The organism is Desulfovibrio sp. (assembly GCF_041907885.1).
In the GTDB taxonomy this organism is placed as follows: Bacteria; Desulfobacterota; Desulfovibrionia; order Desulfovibrionales; family Desulfovibrionaceae; genus Desulfovibrio.
Genome location: NZ_JAYRGM010000006.1, coordinates 53692 through 68954, shown reverse-complemented (window position 1 = coordinate 68954; position 15263 = coordinate 53692). Strand labels below are relative to the sequence as shown.

Genomic DNA, 15263 nt, shown 5'->3' with positions numbered 1-15263 from the left:
GTCTGCCCATCTGGCAGCAAAAAACCGTTCAGAACTGTTGACAGCCCGCCTGCGGGCGTGTAATGTCGCTTCAAACATAAGGAACAAGGCTATCGCATGAACTCTTTCTCCAACACCATTTCTAACAGCTTCAAAGGCTGGTGGTGGCGCATCCAACTGCGTGGGGGAGACGTGCGGGCTTAAAAAGTTCCGGTACGTTGGCATTGTCGTAAGTAAGCGCCGTCTCCCCCTGGGAGGCGGCGTTTTTTATTTTTCCAGGCACAAAAACCCAAAGGATGCGGCAGATGAACACAAACGGGGATGCGCAGCACATGCTGACGCTGCAACAGTCCGCCCGCTGGTTGCCAGCGGATATGGATACGCCCATCAGCCTGTTTATGGGCATGGTGGGCGCTGGTAACGGCATCTTGCTTGAAAGCGCCGAGGTGGATGGCCGCTGGGGCCGTTACAGCATTTTGGCCTGCGATGCCGCCATGTTCATCAATTGCCAGGATGGCAAACTTGCGCTGGATGTGCGCGATGCCAGGCTTGAAGTGCTGCGCCGGTTTGAGGGTCAGCCCTTTGTGGATGGCCTGCGGGCCCTCATGGCCGGGCTGAGCATCGAAACCCCCGCAAATATCAAGAATCTGCCGCCCATCACCCGCGCCCTTTACGGTTACCTTGGGTTTGGCATGGCTGGCCTGTTCAATCCCAAGCTGGCATCTGTCATGCCGCAGAGCGAGGCCGACTGCCTGCTCATGCTGCCCTCGACCGTGCTGGTGTTTGACCACCTGTACAACCGGCTGTGCCAGGTGAGCCTGGGCGAGCACCGCCCCTTGCAAAGCTCGCGCGAATCGCTTGAGGGCCGCGCCTCTGGTCAGGCCGGGGCCGTGCGCATCAACCCCGACAACGTGTGCGCCGAACCCGGCGAGCAGGGCTACAAGGACTACGTGCGCCGCATCAAGGAAATGCTGCGGCAGGGCGAGGCCATTCAGGTGGTTCCCTCGGTGCGTTTTTCCACGCCTTTTGAGGGCAACCCCTTTGAGCTGTACCGTCGCATGCGCCGGTTCAACGCATCACCCTACATGTTTTACATGAGTTTTCCCGAACTGACGCTTTTCGGCTCGTCGCCCGAAGTCATGGTGCGCTGCACGGCGGGGCATTTGCAGCTTTCGCCCATTGCTGGCACGCGCAAACGCGGGGCCGACGACCTTGAAGATGCCCGCCTTGCCGCCGAGCTGCGCGACGATCCCAAGGAACGCGCCGAACACGTCATGCTGGTAGACCTTGGCCGCAACGACCTTGGCCGCGTGGCCCAGCCTGGTTCGGTGAATCTTGAGCGCTACATGGAAGTTGAGCGGTATTCGCACGTCATGCACCTCACCAGCCGGGTCAGCGCCCGCCTTGAGGAAGGGCTGGACGCCCTGGACGTGCTGGCGGCCACCTTCCCTGCGGGTACGGTTTCGGGTGCGCCCAAGGTGCGGGCCATGGAAATCATCCGCGAGGTCGAAGGCCGCGCGCGCGGCCCCTACGCGGGCTGCATCGGCTGGCTTGGTCTGGACAAGGACTGCGTGAATCTGGATACGGGCATCACCATCCGCAGCATGTGGATGCGTGACGGCAAGCTCTTCTGGCAGGCGGGCGGAGGCATCGTGCATGACTCCGACCCCGATCTGGAATGGAAGGAAGTGTGCAACAAATCAGCCATCATGCGCCTGGCCCTGCGTGCGGAGGACGAAGAATATGTTTCTGCTCATCGATAATTACGACTCATTCACCTACAATCTTGTGCAGGCCTTTTACGCCCTGGGCCACAAGCCCCTGGTGCTGCGCAACGATGACCCCGCCGTGCTGAACATGGCAGTGAACCCCGAACTTGCCATGGTCTGCATTTCGCCAGGGCCGGGGCATCCTGCCGATGCGGGGCTGTGCCCCGAATTCCTCAAGCGGCTCAGCCCGCGCATCCCCGTTCTTGGGGTGTGCCTTGGGCATCAGCTGCTGGGGCTGCACGCCGGGGCCAAGGTAGAGGTGGGGCCGTGCATCATGCACGGCAAACAGTCTGAGATCGTCCACGACGGCACGGGCATGTTTTTGGGCCTGCCCAACCCCATGCGTGTGGGCCGCTACCACTCCCTTGTGGTGCGCGCCGACGAAGACGCGGAAAACCCCCGGTTTACGGTTACTGCCCGCGCGCCCGAAGGCGAAGTCATGGCCCTGCGCTATAACGACCGCCCGTGGGTGGGCGTGCAGTTCCACCCCGAATCGGTGCTGACCCCCGACGGGCTGCGTCTGCTGGGCAACTTCCCCCAGAGCATTCTGGGCACGGGCGCGGAAACATCCGACTTTTCGGGCATTCTCGAACGTCTGGCCCGCAGGGAAAACCTTACTGCCGAGATGGCCGCCGCTGGCTTTGCTGCCCTTATGGACGGCAAGATGACCCCGGCGCAGGCGGGGGGCTTTCTCATGGGCCTGCGCATGAAGGGCGAAAGCGCTCTTGAGCTGGCCCACGCCACCCGCGCCGCGCTGGCCCGCGCCGTGCGCGTGGACGGCATTTCGGGAACCACCATCGATGTGGTGGGAACCGGCGGCGACGGGCGCAATTCCTTCAACTGCTCTACGGCCTCTTCCCTCACGCTGGCAGGCATGGGCTACAGGGTGGTAAAGCACGGCAACCGGGCTGTTTCGTCCAAGTGCGGCAGCGCCGACGCGCTTGAGGCCCTTGGCATCACGCTGGAAAAAGACCCCGCCTCCGTGGCCGAAATGGTCAAAAAACGCAACTTTGCCTTTATTTTTGCCCCGTACTTCCATCCCTCCTTTGCCAACATCGGCCCGGTGCGCAAGGAGATGGGCGTGCGCACCCTGTTCAACATCCTCGGCCCCATGATCAATCCTGCCCGGCCCAGCCATCTGCTCATGGGTGTGGCGCGGCCCGAACTGGTTGATCTGGTGGCAGAAACCCTGTTGCAGTCGCCCCTGCAACGCGCCGCCGTGGTCTGCGGTTCGGGCAACTATGACGAGGTAACGCCCATCGGGCCCACCAAGATGGCCCTGCTTCAGAATGGCACGATTACTTCCATGATGCTCGACCCGCAGGAATTCGGCATTCCCTCCTGCTCGGTGGATGATCTGGCCGTAGGCGGCAAGGAAGAGGCCGTGGCAGTGCTCAACGATATTCTCGACGGGCAGGGGCCGCGCGCCATGATGGATATGGTGGTGCTCAACGTGGGCCTTGCCATCTATCTGCTGGAAGAAAAGATGGACATGGCCCTGTGCATGGCCAAAGCCCGCGAGGCCGTAAGCGCCGGTGTGGGCAGGAAGGTGCTGCATGCTGCTTGAGCGTTTTCGCAAGGCCAAACAGGCCGAGGTAGAGGGCCTGCAAGCTCTGCAAGCCCAGGGCGCGCTGCCCCCAGTGTATGAAGGGCAGCGGCCAGACTTTGCGGCGGCGCTGGCCCGCCCGGCAAAGGGCAGCCCTCTGGCGGTGGTGGCAGAGTACAAGCGGGCCTCGCCCTCGCGCGGCGTGATCTGCGAGAGCCTGGAGGTGGAAGACGTAGCCCGGCAGTACGCCGCGGCCGGGGCCAGCGCCGTATCTGTGCTGACGGAGGAAACCTTTTTTCGCGGGCGGCTCGAATATCTGGCCCGCGCCGCAGACCCGGCGCTCTACACCGGGCCTCGTGTGCCCCTGCTGCGCAAGGACTTTATTTTTGATCCCTTGCAGGTGCGGGCCACGGCGGCCACGCCAGCCTCGGCCCTGCTGCTGATTGTGCGGCTGACACCCCATGCCGCAACCCTGCGCGCCCTGCGCGAGCAGGCCGAAAGTTACGGCATTCAGGCAGTTGTTGAGATATTCGATGCAGAAGATCTGCGCCTTGCCCGCGAGAGCGGGGCGCGCATCATACAGGTAAACGCCCGTGATCTGGAAACGCTGGCCATCGACCGCGATGCCTGCCAGCAACTGGTGCGGGCCTTCCCGCCCGCCCCGGACGAGCAGTGGATAGCGGCCAGCGGCATGAGCAGCCCGCAGCACCTCAAGGCGGCGGCAGAGGCGGGCTACCACGCCGCCCTGGTGGGCAGCGCACTGATGGAAAACGGTACTCCGGGCGAGGCACTGGCGGCACTGCTTTGCGCTACGGCAAAAACAGCGGGAGATTGCACATGCTGATCAAGTTTTGCGGCCTCACCAGGCAGGAAGATGTGGATCAGGCGGCCCGGCTGGGTGCTGCCATGTGCGGTTTTATCTTTCATCCCCGCAGCCCGCGCGGCTTGACGGTGGAGCAGGCCGCCGCCCTCGACAGCGGCAAGCTGCTGCGGGTGGGCGTGTTTGTGAACCAGGGGGCGGACGAGATACGGCGCATCATGGATGAGGCCCGGCTTGATTTTGCCCAGCTGCACGGCCACCAGAGTGTGGAGTGCGCGCAGGCCATCGGCGCAGAGCGCGTCATTCGGGTGCTCTGGCCCGACCGTTACACCCACCGTGCTTTATTGTACAATGATTTACAGCGCCACGGGCAGGCGTGCGCCTATTATCTGCTGGATGCCGGTCTGAAAGGCGGCGGCAGCGGTTTCAAGCTCGACTGGTCTGATCTGGGCAGCCTGCGTCCACCGCAGCCCTGGCTGCTGGCCGGGGGGTTGAGCGCCGCCAACGTGGCCAGGGCTCTGGGCATGTGCGGGCCTGCCGGGGTGGATTTCAATTCCGGTGTGGAAGACGCGCCGGGGCGTAAAAACAGGGAAAAAATGGCGGCCGCCTTTTTGGCCGCAAACTCCAAAGGCAATGGGTATTCATCATGAAAGACAGTTACTTTGGTGAGTTCGGCGGCTGTTTTGTTCCCGAACTGCTTATGCCGCCCCTTATGGAAGTGGAAGCGGCCATGCGCGACATTTATCCCACAGAGAAATTTCAGGCAGAGCTCCATGATCTGCTGTTCAACTACGCCGGGCGCGAAACGCCCCTGACCCATTGCCCCACGCTCTCGCGTGAGCTGGGCTTTGACCTGTGGCTCAAGCGCGAGGATCTGCTGCACACCGGCGCGCACAAGGTCAACAACACCCTTGGTCAGGCCCTGCTTGCCAAGTACATGGGCAAAACCGCCCTGGTGGCCGAAACCGGCGCGGGACAGCACGGCGTGGCCACGGCAGCGGCGGCGGCCCGCCTGGGGCTTGAATGTACCATTTATATGGGTGCGGAAGATGTTGAGCGCCAGGCTCCCAACGTCATGCGCATGAAGCTGCTGGGCGCCACCGTGCATGCGGTGGAAAGCGGAACCCGTACCCTCAAGGATGCCATCAACGAGGCCCTGCGCGCCTGGATTGGCAGCCAGAAAACAACCCACTACTGCTTTGGCACGGCTGCCGGGCCGCACCCCTTCCCCTTGCTGGTGCGCATGCTGCAAAGCGTCATCGGTCGCGAAACCCGCGCCCAGATGCTGGAAAAAACCGGGCGGCTGCCCGATGCGGTGGTGGCCTGCGTGGGCGGCGGCTCCAACGCCATTGGCATGTTCCACCCCTTTGTGGACGATGCCAGCGTGCGCATTATCGGCGTGGAGGCGGCAGGCACGGGCGAACCCGGCTGCTTCAATTCCGCCCCGCTCAATCTTGGCACGCCCGGCGTACTGCACGGTGCGTACAGCATGCTGCTGCAAAACGACGATGGTCAGGTGGAACCCTCGCATTCCATTTCTGCCGGGCTGGATTATCCCGGTGTGGGGCCGGAACATTCGTGGCTACAAAAAACAGGGCGCGTCCACTATGGCATGGTCAGGGACGCCAACGCCCTCAACGCTTTTCAGCGTTTGTGCCGCGCCGAGGGCATCTTGCCCGCGCTTGAATCCTCGCACGCTCTGGCCTGGGTGTTTGACCATCCGCACGAATTCAAGGAAGGCGATCAGGTGGTGGTGAACCTCTCTGGCCGTGGCGACAAGGATCTGGGCATAGTCAACAAGGCGCTGGGCGTTGCGGCGCAGGATCAGGAAGAGGTGTAATCATGAATTTTCTTGAACAAAAAATACGCGATGCCAAGGCCGCCGGTCGTCCGGCGCTCATCCCCTTTCTGACCGCAGGCTTTCCCGACCAGTCCACCTTCTGGCCCACGCTGATGGAGCTGGACGAGAGCGGGGCGGATATTATTGAAATCGGCGTGCCTTTTTCCGACCCGGTGGCCGACGGCCCGGTGGTGGAAGATGCCTCGCGCCGTGCCCTGAGCGACGGCGTGAGCCTGCGCGGCATTCTTGAAGAACTTATCGAGCGCAAGGGGCTTATTCAGTCGGGTGTGGTGCTTATGGGCTACCTCAACCCCTTCTTGCAGTACGGCTACGAAAAGCTGGCCCGCGACGCAGCCCGTGGCGGCGTACACGGTTTTATCGTGCCCGATCTGCCCTATGAAGAAGCCGGGCCAATGCGTGAAGCGCTGAAAAAAGAGGGTATTGCCCTGATACCCCTGGTGGGCCCCAACACCTCAGAGGAGCGCATGGCGCTCTACAACAGCGTGGGCGAGGGCTATGTGTATGTGGTTTCTGTCATGGGCATTACCGGCGAGCGCACCGACATTGCCCCGCAGGTGGCAGTAACCATGCGGCGGGCGCGTTCGGTATTCAAGCTGCCGCTGGCGCTTGGCTTTGGCCTGCGCGAACCCTCGCAGCTTGAGGCTCTTTCGCCCGATGCACAGCCCGATGCCGTGGTATTTGGCAGTGCCTTGCTCAAACATATTGATGCTGGCAACAGCGCGGCTGAATTTTTGGCCCGCTGGAAGTAGCGCGCTGGACGCAGCCCGGAAGCAGAAGCCGGAAGCAGAAGCCGGAAATAACCGGCAAGAAAACAAGGCGATTTTTACGCTTGTGTTCAAAACGAGGGCGCTTTTCCGCAGGGGAGAGCGCCCTCGTTATCTGGAATGAAATTTATTTTCAAAAACTGGGCAATTCCTGTTGACTTTGAAAACCGATTTCAATTATAAGGAGGTCACAGAGCAACACCAAACCCGCAAATGCGGCAGGCAACATGGAGCAAGGTATGTGCGTAACACTCATTGGCGGCATGGACCGACTTAAAAAAGATTACATGGCAGCGGCGGAAGAGGACGGGCATTCCCTCAAGTTCATCACGCGGAACGAGCGCAATTTTATCGACAAGATCGGCAACCCCGATGCCATGATTGTGTTCACCAACAAGATTTCTCACGAGGCCAAGCGCAAGGCTGTACAGGTGGCGCGTTCGCGCAACATTCCCTTGCAGATGGTTCATTCGTGCGGCGTTTCTTCTCTGCGTGAATGCCTCAAGGGCGCATAGATTGCTGAAGGAGCGTTCTCACATGCAGAACTGCCAGCCCGGTGACGGGAATGAAGGCCGTTGACAGTGTCAGCGGCCTTCTGCTTTTTGCGGTATGCGGGCGGTTGAGGCCCGTGGCGGTGTGGGGTGATTTGCAGGCGTAACAGGCGCTGCTGGTGTTGCTGATGTTGCTGATGTTGCAATGTGTGCCTGTGGACACATTGGATTGCAGGGAAATATTTAAAGTTATGGAAAATTGTTATCCATAGCTTGACATTTGCAGGGCAGGTGGCTAAATCAATCAGGACTTTGGAATTGAATTTCAATTTTTTGAGCAGCGCGCCACACTCGGCCCAGCTTATGGGTGTTGTGATGATTGGGCGCAGCCATGCCAGGCATGCTGCAAAATGTTCTAGGTAGGCTGATATGAGCGAATTTTTGTTCACGGTAATGGCTGGTTTGTCGCAGATGCGGCGTCAGTCTGTCCATAGCTTGGGGGAGGTACGTGCATGAGCGCTGTTCGGCAGTTCAATAATACCGATGATGCCAATTTTAATGCAGACGGCAAACTGCGGATAGCTCTTGCGGGCAATCCCAACTGTGGCAAGACCACGGTGTTTAACGGCTATACTGGAGCACGCCAGCACGTGGGCAACTACCCCGGCGTTACGGTAGACCGCAAGGAAGGCAACATCACCGTGGGCGATGCCCAGGTGACACTGGTTGATCTGCCCGGCACGTATTCGCTCACCGCCTATTCCATGGAAGAGCTGGTGGCCCGGCGTGAACTGGCGGCTGGCAATGTGCAGGCCGTTATTGATGTTGTGGACGCCTCTGCACTTGAGCGCAACATGCTGCTTACCGTGCAGATGCTTGAAATGGGCGCACCTGTGGTGCTGTGCTGCAACATGATGGACGAAGCCCGTGCCGCTGGCATCCATATTGATATGGAGCGCCTTACCTCGCTGATGGGTATTCCCGTGCTGCCCATGGTGGCCCGCACTGGCGAGGGCCTCAACGAGGCCATGAAGGTGGCTGTGCAGCTTGCCAGAGAGGGCAAGCGCAATGCCCTGCGTATTTCTTACGGCAGCGATATCGACCCTGTGCTGCTGGACATGGAAAAACGCATTGAAGACGCAGGTCTGCTTGCCAGCAAGTACATGCCCCACTGGGTGGCCCTCAAGATGCTTGAAGGCGACAGCGAAATTTTGAGCGAAGTGCGCGCCGCCAATGCCGAACTGGCAGAAGAACTGGACGCCATGCGCAAAAAGGCCATGAACCATGTGCGCAGCACGCTCAACACCAATCTTGAATCCATTATCACAGACTACCGTTACGGTTTTATCCGCAGTCTGCTGCGCGACGGCATTATCACACAGGATGCGGGCAAGGACCGTCTGGCCATTTCAGACAAGCTCGACCGGGTGCTCACCAATGCCCTGCTTGGGCCGATCATCATGATTGGCGTGCTGTACCTGATGTTTCAGGTGACCTTTACGATTGGCGCGTATCCGCAGGGCTTGGTTGAAGACGGCTTCAAACTGCTTGGCGATGTGTGCACAAGCCTGTTGCCAGAAGGCCTCGCGCAATCGCTTATTGTTGATGGCATCATTGCGGGCGTTGGCGGCGTGGTCAGCTTTGTGCCGCTGATTCTCATCATGTTTGTGCTTATCTCCTTTATGGAAGACAGCGGCTACATGGCCCGCGTGGCCTACATGATGGACCGTATCTTCCGCTTTTTTGGCCTGCACGGCGCTTCGGTCATGCCCTATATCATTGCTGGCGGTATTGCGGGCGGTTGCGCCATCCCCGGCGTCATGGCCACCCGTACCCTGCGCAGCCCCAAGGAAAAACTGGCAACCCTGCTCACGCTGCCCTACATGACATGCGGCGCAAAGCTGCCCGTATTTCTGCTGCTGGCCGGGGCTTTCTTTCCCGACAACGCCCCCACGGTCATGTTCCTGCTTACCGTAGTTGGCTGGGTAATGGCCCTGCTGGTGGCGCGGCTGTTGCGGTCCTCCATCGTAAAGGGCGAATCCACCCCCTTTGTCATGGAGCTGCCCCCCTACCGCATGCCTACCCTCATGAGCCTCTTGCTGCACTGCTGGGAACGCGGCTGGATGTACCTTAAAAAGGCCGGTACGGTGCTTGTGGCCATATCGGTGCTGATCTGGGCCGCCATGACCTTTCCCGGTCTGCCGGAAGACAAGTCTGCCCCCTTTGATACCCAGATTTCTCAGCTCGAAGAAAAGCTGGCCGCCTTTGCCGAAGGTGACGAAGCCCGCGCCCCCATTGAAGAAGAACTTGGCAATGTGCGCAACGAGCTTAAGGAAGAACAGCTGGCCTACTCTGTGGCTGGGCGTCTTGGCAAGGCCGTGGAGCCCGCCACCCGTCCCATGGGTTTTGACTGGCGCACAGATATAGCCCTGCTGGCCGGTGTGGCCGCCAAGGAGGCCGTGGTGGCCACCATGGGTACTGCCTATGCCATGGGCGAGCAGGATGCCGAAGACCCGGCCCCTCTGGCAGAGCGCCTCAAGGGTGACGAAGCCTGGTCAAAGGCCACCGCACTCTCGCTTATGCTCTTTGTTCTGCTGTATTCTCCCTGCTTTGTGGCCCTTGTGGTCATTCGGCAAGAGGCTGGCAGCTGGGGCTGGGTGGCCTTCAGCATTCTGTTCAATACGGCCCTTGCCTATGCCGTTGCCACGGCAGCCTACCAGATCGGGCGGGTTGTCTGGGGCTAGCAGCGATTCGGCTTGCTGATTACAGTTACCCCTTTTTATGCCTGTGCCGCCTGCCTTGACAAAGGTCGGGCGGCGCAGGCATTATTGGTTTATGCAAAGTGTAGGCTTTTGCGGGAGATTTGGTATGCTCATCCGTTTTTCGGCACTTATCTTTTTTGTTCTTTTCTCGGCGGTTTCTGCGTTTGCAGAGTCTGTATGGGATGCCTACGTGGTAAGTGTGGAGGACGGCAATACCGTTACGGTCAGCACCAAGTATGGCAGTAAAGAGCCAGAATATGTGCTGCTTTTTTATGGCATTGAGGCCCCAACCCAAAGCCAGCCCTTTGGACGAGAAGCCATGGCCTATTTGCAGCGCATGATGCCCGTGGGCTCAAAGGTTGGCGTGGAATCTGTTGGGCAGCTTGAGGCTGGCCCCATTTCGGCCCTTGTGCAGGTGGGCGGCGATTCGGTCAATTACAAGCTGGTGATGGAAGGCCTGGCATGGGTAGACAGGCAGAAGTGCAGGGCCATTTTTTGTCGGCGTTGGCTTATTCAGGAACACCAGGCGGTAGTGGACAGACGCGGTATTTGGAGCTTGAATATGAGCACCCCCCCCTGGCAATGGGGCCGCTGACACGCCGCCGTAACCCCAAAAGGAGCACTTATGGATGTTACAGGTTCCGAAGAATTGCGCGAATTTCTTGATTCCTGGCAGGATGACCCGCTGAATATCAAGAAATCATTTACGGAATACATGGAATTTTTGGCCGCGCACAGCAATATGTCCTTTACGTTCAAGGCCCGGCCCGGCGTGAGTTATTCACTGCGTGCCCGCCACAGCGTGCAGACCCAGCGCGTGCTTTTTGTGCTGATCGACGTGGTTGACGATGAACCCGCAAGCCGCTGGCTTTCTGTGTGCTTTTACGACGACATGGTGTCCGACCCGGCTGACAAGGGCGATTTTGTGCCCGGCGGCCTCATGGGCGAAGACGCCCGCTGCTTTAACCTTGAGGACGACGATGCCGTCATGCGCGACTATATCAAGGCGCGTATGGCCGAGGCCGCCCGCAAAGCCGCAAAAGAGTAAGTGTGGTTTATTCAGATATTTGCCGCAGTGTAGCCATCGATTTTGAAACTTCAGGCTATTCGGCCCACAGCGCTTGCGCCGTGGGCCTTGCTCGTATTGAGCGGGGTAGCGTGACCGATGTTTTTTACAGCCTTATCAGGCCGCCCTCGTCGCGGGTGATGTTTACAGAAATACACGGCCTCACCTGGGCCATGCTTAAAGACGCGCCAACCTTTGCCGAGGTGTGGCCCCAGATGGAAGCCTTTTTTGAAGGGGCAACACATCTGCTGGCCCACAATGCCTCGTTTGACAAGCGTGTGCTGGCAGCCAGCTGCCAGGCCACAGGAGCGCGCGAACCGCGCACGCCATTTTTGTGTACGCTCAAGGGGTCGCGACGCAGCCTGCCCCTTGCCTCCAAAAAACTCAGCAGCGTGTGCGCGTACTTTGGCATAGATCTCAACCACCACCACGCGGGCTCCGATGCCGAGGCCTGCGCCCGCATCTATTTGCAGTTGCGTTCGCTTGGCGTTACCGACGCCCAGATGCGCCTGTAGCTCTCGTTATAAATTCTGTTTGTCCTGACCCGCCCGGTTTTCCTGGCGGGTTTTTTGTTTATGGCTTGTCAAAATACTGTCTGGCACTGCTCGCTGCTGATTTTTTTTGTTGATAACTATAATAAATTTAATGACATATTTAGAATGGAACACTTGTTGCTAACACCCTGGCAAGCAGTTTTCCGTACTTTACGGGGGTAGGTAGTATGAAATCCATGTTCAATATGGAAGTGGGCCTTGTGGGCAAGGTCATGGATATGCAGTTACAGCGGCAAAACGTTATCGCGGGTAACATCGCCAACGTGGAGACGCCCAACTACAAGCCGCGTGAGCTGACTTTTGAAAAAGAGCTGCAATCAGCTCTGGGCCTTGATGCCAGAGGCGAAATGACCCGCACCGAAGGCGCGCACATGCCCACGGCATTTCGCCCTGATTCCTTTGGGCCAGAGTGGGATATGGCAGTGAAACCCCGCGTGGTACACGGTGAAGACCGTGTTAATATTGATAAAGAAATGGCCAGACACGCCAAAAACCAGTTGCAGTACACCGCGCTTACCCAGGTGATGACCAAGTCTTTTGAAGGGCTGAACACCATCATTCAGGAAGGCAAGCAGGCCTGATTTTTGGCCCGCCGCCCACCGCGTCATGCGCGGCATAGCAATCGGGGCAGCGGGCAGCGCAGGAGGAAGCCATGGACTTCATGACAGCATTTGACATCAGCGCGTCTGGCCTTGCAGCCGACCGCACCCGCATCAACACCATTTCGATGAACCTGGCCAACGCCAAAACCACGCGCACGGTTCAGGGCGGGCCATACCGCCGCCGCAGCGTGGTGCAGCAGGCCACAGATGTGGACGATCCATTTTCCATCCACATGCGTTCGGCTCTCGACAGGGCAGTGCAGGGCGTGCGTGTATCTGCTGTAACAATGGACAACCGGCCATTCAAGCGCGTGTACGAGCCCGGCAACCCCGATGCCAATGCTGAAGGCTATGTGATGTACCCCGATATCAACGTGGTTGAGGAAATGGCCAACCTCATGACCGCCCAGCGCAACTACGAGGCCAACGTCACCACGGTGGACGCCGTAAAGGGCATGTTCGTCAAGGCACTGGAAATAGGCAGATAGGCTTTGCCCACGGTGGCGGCATTTTAAAGCATTTATTCAGGAGCGCGGGAGGCAGTTATGAGCATTCAGGCAGTGGGCATGCGGGCGTACAGTGAGGCCGTACAGAATTTCAGCAAGGTTCAGGGCAGCTTGCAGCAGGGAAACTCTGTTGGCAGCACCACCCAGTTTGCCAAAACCCTTGATCAAAGCCTGCTGCGCGACAGCGTTGACCGTGGCGAAGGCTTTGGCGCGCAAGCCGATTTTATCAAATACCCCACCCAGGCCCACACGCCGGTAACGCCGCAAAACAGCTTTTCGGGCACCATCAAAAGCTCGCTCAACAAGGTTAACGAGCTGGATGCGGCCAAGAACCTGGCCATCGATGATTTTGCCTCTGGCCGCTCGCAGAACGTACACGAGCTGATGATAACCATGCAAAAATCCAGCCTGGCCATGAAGCTGACCTCGGCAGTGCGCGGCAAGGTGCTTGAGGCCTACAAAGAAATTTCCAAGATGCAGTTCTGATATTTTTTCCCGCGCGGTTTACTCCTGAACGTCAGCTCCCCTTTAGGCCATGCCTGGAGGGGGGCTGGCGTTTTTGGGGTGTCACAAATTTGAATTCTTTTTATGGGATATAAATAATCGTTGTAAATACAGTATGTTGAAAAATGGCATGGCAATTGCTTTTGCTTGGCATATGCCCGGCCAGCGCGCCGGAATTACGCCACGTCTTCGCAGGAGCTAACATATGCCGGCTTTTCTTTTACAGCTTGTCAATTCCATCAAGGCTGTCTGGGCCAAAATGAGCGTTGTGCAGCGCGTGGCGCTCATGGGCGGTTTGGTGCTTATCGGCTCTGCTGCCATTGGCCTTTCCATCTGGGCCTCGCGCCCCGATTTCAAGGTGCTGTATTCCAACCTCAGCGCAGAAGACGCCAGCGTTGTCATCAAGTCGCTTCAGGCCGACAAGGTCATGTACCAGCTTACCGACAACGGCAAGACCATTCTTGTGCCCAAGGAAGTGGTGTACGACGAACGCATCAAGATTGCGGGCGAAGGCGGCCTGGTGGGGCAGGGCATAGGTTTTGAAATTTTTGACAAGGTCAAGGTCGGGCAAACCGACTTTGTGCAAAAGATCAACTATACCCGCGCCCTGCAAGGCGAGCTCTCGCGTACTATCAGCGAGTTTCCCAATGTGGAAAGCGCGCGCGTACACCTGGTTATTCCGCACCGCAGCCTTTTTGTAGAAGAACGTCAGTCGCCCTCGGCCTCTGTGGTGCTCAAGCTCAGGCGCCCAAACATGAAGCCCGACCAGAAGGAAATCAACGCCATTCTCAACATGATGCTTATGGCGGTTGAAGGGCTCGACAAAACGCACGTTTCCATATCAGACAACGGCGGCAAGGTGCTGTATCAGCCGGAATCAGACAGTCTTGCCGGGGCCAGCACCACCCAGATGGAGCACCGCCAGCAGGTGCAGCGCAACCTTGAGCGCCGCATAGAAGAAATGTTGCAGCCCATGTTTGGCCCTGGCCGCGTTATTGCCAAGGTCAACGTGGATATGGACTTTAGCCAGCGCACCATTCGCCGCGAAATTTTTGACCCGGAAAAAACCGCAGTGCGCAGCGAGCAGCGCAGTGAAGAAACCCAGCAGGGGCGCTCAAGCCTCGAGGGCGGCTCGCCCGACGCCAATTTCAGGGGCGACGGCATCGCCGGATCGGCCTCTACGCAGAACGGCAGCCGCGAAACACGCACCACAAACTACGAAATCAACAAGGAAGAGCAGCAAATCGTAACCAATGTGGGCGATTTGAAGCGTATGACGGTTGCAGTCCTTATCGATGGGACGTATGAAAAGACCAACGGGGCATGGACCTTTGTGCCGCGCAAGGCAGATGACCTTGAGCGCGTGCGTCAGCTCGTCACCAATGCCGTGGGTCTGGACAAGGGCCGTGGCGATGCCCTTGAGGTGAGTTCTGCGCCCTTTACCGATTCTGAGCCGCCCAAGGACCCCAACGTTGCCGAAATGCTGGCCGACTATGCCGAACGCCTGGGCAAGCCCCTGCTCAACGCGCTGCTGGCCTTTCTGTTCCTTATGCTTGTGGTGCGGCCCGTTGTTCTGGCCCTTATCCGTCCCAAGGTTGAAGCTGGCGAAATGATCGAAGGCCTTGAGGGGCTGCCCGCCGCCGAAGAGCAGCTGGCCCTGTACGAGGCACTTGAAGAAGCCGCCAAGACGGACGACGATATTGAGGCTGAAGATGACGAAGATATGACATTTAAGGATGTTGAAGCACTGAAAGCGCATATTTTCAACCTGTCCGACAATCATATGGAACAGGTGGTTATGCTTGTGCGCGGCTGGATGAAAAATGATGAAACAGCTAAAGCCTAATCAAGCAAGCCGTGTTCCGGCAGAAAGCAGCGCGACTCTTTCGCAGCTCAAGGCCTTGCGCCTTGCGCAAAAAGAAAGCAACCAGCGTGTTGAAGAATTGAAAATGCGGCTCTTTCATATTACCGAGCAGCATATGGATCAGGCCGTGCGGCTTATCAAGCGCTGGCTTGCAGACAAGGAATAAGCAACCCCG

General features: G+C 58.6%; 16 protein-coding genes. All 16 read left to right on the top strand.

Features of this window, described 5'->3' with window-relative positions; all coding sequences use genetic code 11:
• Positions 1-284: 284 nt before the first annotated feature.
• The 16 genes from ACE3NW_RS05515 to ACE3NW_RS05440 all read left to right on the top strand — a co-directional run bounded on the left by ACE3NW_RS05515 (position 285) and on the right by ACE3NW_RS05440 (position 15254).
• Complete coding sequence (locus ACE3NW_RS05515; RefSeq protein ID WP_374281216.1) at positions 285-1742, top strand: anthranilate synthase component I family protein; 1458 nt, start codon at positions 285-287, stop codon at positions 1740-1742.
• On the top strand, positions 1723-3315 hold the full coding sequence (trpD, locus tag ACE3NW_RS05510; RefSeq protein ID WP_374281214.1) for an anthranilate phosphoribosyltransferase: 1593 nt from the start codon (positions 1723-1725) through the stop codon (positions 3313-3315). The genes ACE3NW_RS05515 and trpD overlap by 20 nt, the downstream gene beginning before the upstream one ends.
• Positions 3305-4138: an indole-3-glycerol-phosphate synthase gene (locus ACE3NW_RS05505; protein ID WP_374281212.1), complete on the top strand. Its 834-nt coding sequence runs from the start codon at positions 3305-3307 to the stop codon at positions 4136-4138. The genes trpD and ACE3NW_RS05505 overlap by 11 nt, the downstream gene beginning before the upstream one ends.
• On the top strand, positions 4132-4764 hold the full coding sequence (locus ACE3NW_RS05500) for a phosphoribosylanthranilate isomerase (RefSeq protein ID WP_374281210.1): 633 nt from the start codon (positions 4132-4134) through the stop codon (positions 4762-4764). The genes ACE3NW_RS05505 and ACE3NW_RS05500 overlap by 7 nt, the downstream gene beginning before the upstream one ends.
• Entirely contained in the window at positions 4761-5954 is a 1194-nt protein-coding gene (trpB, locus tag ACE3NW_RS05495; protein WP_374281208.1) for a tryptophan synthase subunit beta, read from the top strand. Before ACE3NW_RS05500 ends, trpB begins: the two co-directional genes overlap by 4 nt.
• Before the next feature lie 2 nt (positions 5955-5956).
• Positions 5957-6724, top strand: a complete 768-nt coding sequence (gene trpA, locus ACE3NW_RS05490) for a tryptophan synthase subunit alpha (protein WP_374281206.1) — start codon at positions 5957-5959, stop codon at positions 6722-6724.
• 254 nt (positions 6725-6978) lie between these two features.
• Complete coding sequence (locus ACE3NW_RS05485) at positions 6979-7254, top strand: DUF2325 domain-containing protein (RefSeq protein WP_374281204.1); 276 nt, start codon at positions 6979-6981, stop codon at positions 7252-7254.
• 488 nt (positions 7255-7742) lie between these two features.
• Entirely contained in the window at positions 7743-9974 is a 2232-nt protein-coding gene (gene feoB, locus ACE3NW_RS05480; protein WP_374281202.1) for a ferrous iron transport protein B, read from the top strand.
• Positions 9975-10098: 124 nt separating this feature from the next.
• Positions 10099-10587: a thermonuclease family protein gene (locus ACE3NW_RS05475; protein WP_374281200.1), complete on the top strand. Its 489-nt coding sequence runs from the start codon at positions 10099-10101 to the stop codon at positions 10585-10587.
• Positions 10588-10617: 30 nt separating this feature from the next.
• Positions 10618-11040: a hypothetical protein gene (locus tag ACE3NW_RS05470; RefSeq protein WP_374281198.1), complete on the top strand. Its 423-nt coding sequence runs from the start codon at positions 10618-10620 to the stop codon at positions 11038-11040.
• 2 nt (positions 11041-11042) lie between these two features.
• Positions 11043-11573: a 3'-5' exonuclease gene (locus ACE3NW_RS05465; RefSeq protein ID WP_374281195.1), complete on the top strand. Its 531-nt coding sequence runs from the start codon at positions 11043-11045 to the stop codon at positions 11571-11573.
• Between the two features lie 206 nt (positions 11574-11779).
• Positions 11780-12193 carry a flagellar basal body rod protein FlgB gene (flgB, locus tag ACE3NW_RS05460; RefSeq protein WP_374281193.1) on the top strand — a complete coding sequence of 138 codons (414 nt, stop codon included), beginning with the start codon at positions 11780-11782 and terminating at the stop codon, positions 12191-12193.
• A gap of 71 nt (positions 12194-12264) precedes the next feature.
• Positions 12265-12702, top strand: a complete 438-nt coding sequence (flgC, locus tag ACE3NW_RS05455; protein ID WP_374281191.1) for a flagellar basal body rod protein FlgC — start codon at positions 12265-12267, stop codon at positions 12700-12702.
• Positions 12703-12759: 57 nt separating this feature from the next.
• The gene (gene fliE, locus ACE3NW_RS05450) at positions 12760-13206 is read left to right on the top strand and encodes a flagellar hook-basal body complex protein FliE (protein ID WP_374281189.1); all 447 of its coding nucleotides are present in this window, start codon (positions 12760-12762) and stop codon (positions 13204-13206) included.
• Between the two features lie 223 nt (positions 13207-13429).
• The gene (fliF, locus tag ACE3NW_RS05445) at positions 13430-15070 is read left to right on the top strand and encodes a flagellar basal-body MS-ring/collar protein FliF (protein ID WP_374281187.1); all 1641 of its coding nucleotides are present in this window, start codon (positions 13430-13432) and stop codon (positions 15068-15070) included.
• Positions 15048-15254 carry a flagellar M-ring protein FliF gene (locus tag ACE3NW_RS05440; protein ID WP_374281185.1) on the top strand — a complete coding sequence of 69 codons (207 nt, stop codon included), beginning with the start codon at positions 15048-15050 and terminating at the stop codon, positions 15252-15254. Before fliF ends, ACE3NW_RS05440 begins: the two co-directional genes overlap by 23 nt.
• The last annotated feature ends 9 nt before the right edge of the window (positions 15255-15263 follow it).

Coding starts and splice junctions, on each gene's coding strand:
- ACE3NW_RS05515 (WP_374281216.1), top strand. CDS start 285: ATGAACACAAACGGGGATGCGCAGCACATGCTGACGCTGCAACAGTCC.
- trpD (WP_374281214.1), top strand. CDS start 1,723: ATGTTTCTGCTCATCGATAATTACGACTCATTCACCTACAATCTTGTG.
- ACE3NW_RS05505 (WP_374281212.1), top strand. CDS start 3,305: ATGCTGCTTGAGCGTTTTCGCAAGGCCAAACAGGCCGAGGTAGAGGGC.
- ACE3NW_RS05500 (WP_374281210.1), top strand. CDS start 4,132: ATGCTGATCAAGTTTTGCGGCCTCACCAGGCAGGAAGATGTGGATCAG.
- trpB (WP_374281208.1), top strand. CDS start 4,761: ATGAAAGACAGTTACTTTGGTGAGTTCGGCGGCTGTTTTGTTCCCGAA.
- trpA (WP_374281206.1), top strand. CDS start 5,957: ATGAATTTTCTTGAACAAAAAATACGCGATGCCAAGGCCGCCGGTCGT.
- ACE3NW_RS05485 (WP_374281204.1), top strand. CDS start 6,979: ATGTGCGTAACACTCATTGGCGGCATGGACCGACTTAAAAAAGATTAC.
- feoB (WP_374281202.1), top strand. CDS start 7,743: ATGAGCGCTGTTCGGCAGTTCAATAATACCGATGATGCCAATTTTAAT.
- ACE3NW_RS05475 (WP_374281200.1), top strand. CDS start 10,099: ATGCTCATCCGTTTTTCGGCACTTATCTTTTTTGTTCTTTTCTCGGCG.
- ACE3NW_RS05470 (WP_374281198.1), top strand. CDS start 10,618: ATGGATGTTACAGGTTCCGAAGAATTGCGCGAATTTCTTGATTCCTGG.
- flgB (WP_374281193.1), top strand. CDS start 11,780: ATGAAATCCATGTTCAATATGGAAGTGGGCCTTGTGGGCAAGGTCATG.
- flgC (WP_374281191.1), top strand. CDS start 12,265: ATGGACTTCATGACAGCATTTGACATCAGCGCGTCTGGCCTTGCAGCC.
- fliE (WP_374281189.1), top strand. CDS start 12,760: ATGAGCATTCAGGCAGTGGGCATGCGGGCGTACAGTGAGGCCGTACAG.
- fliF (WP_374281187.1), top strand. CDS start 13,430: ATGCCGGCTTTTCTTTTACAGCTTGTCAATTCCATCAAGGCTGTCTGG.
- ACE3NW_RS05440 (WP_374281185.1), top strand. CDS start 15,048: ATGATGAAACAGCTAAAGCCTAATCAAGCAAGCCGTGTTCCGGCAGAA.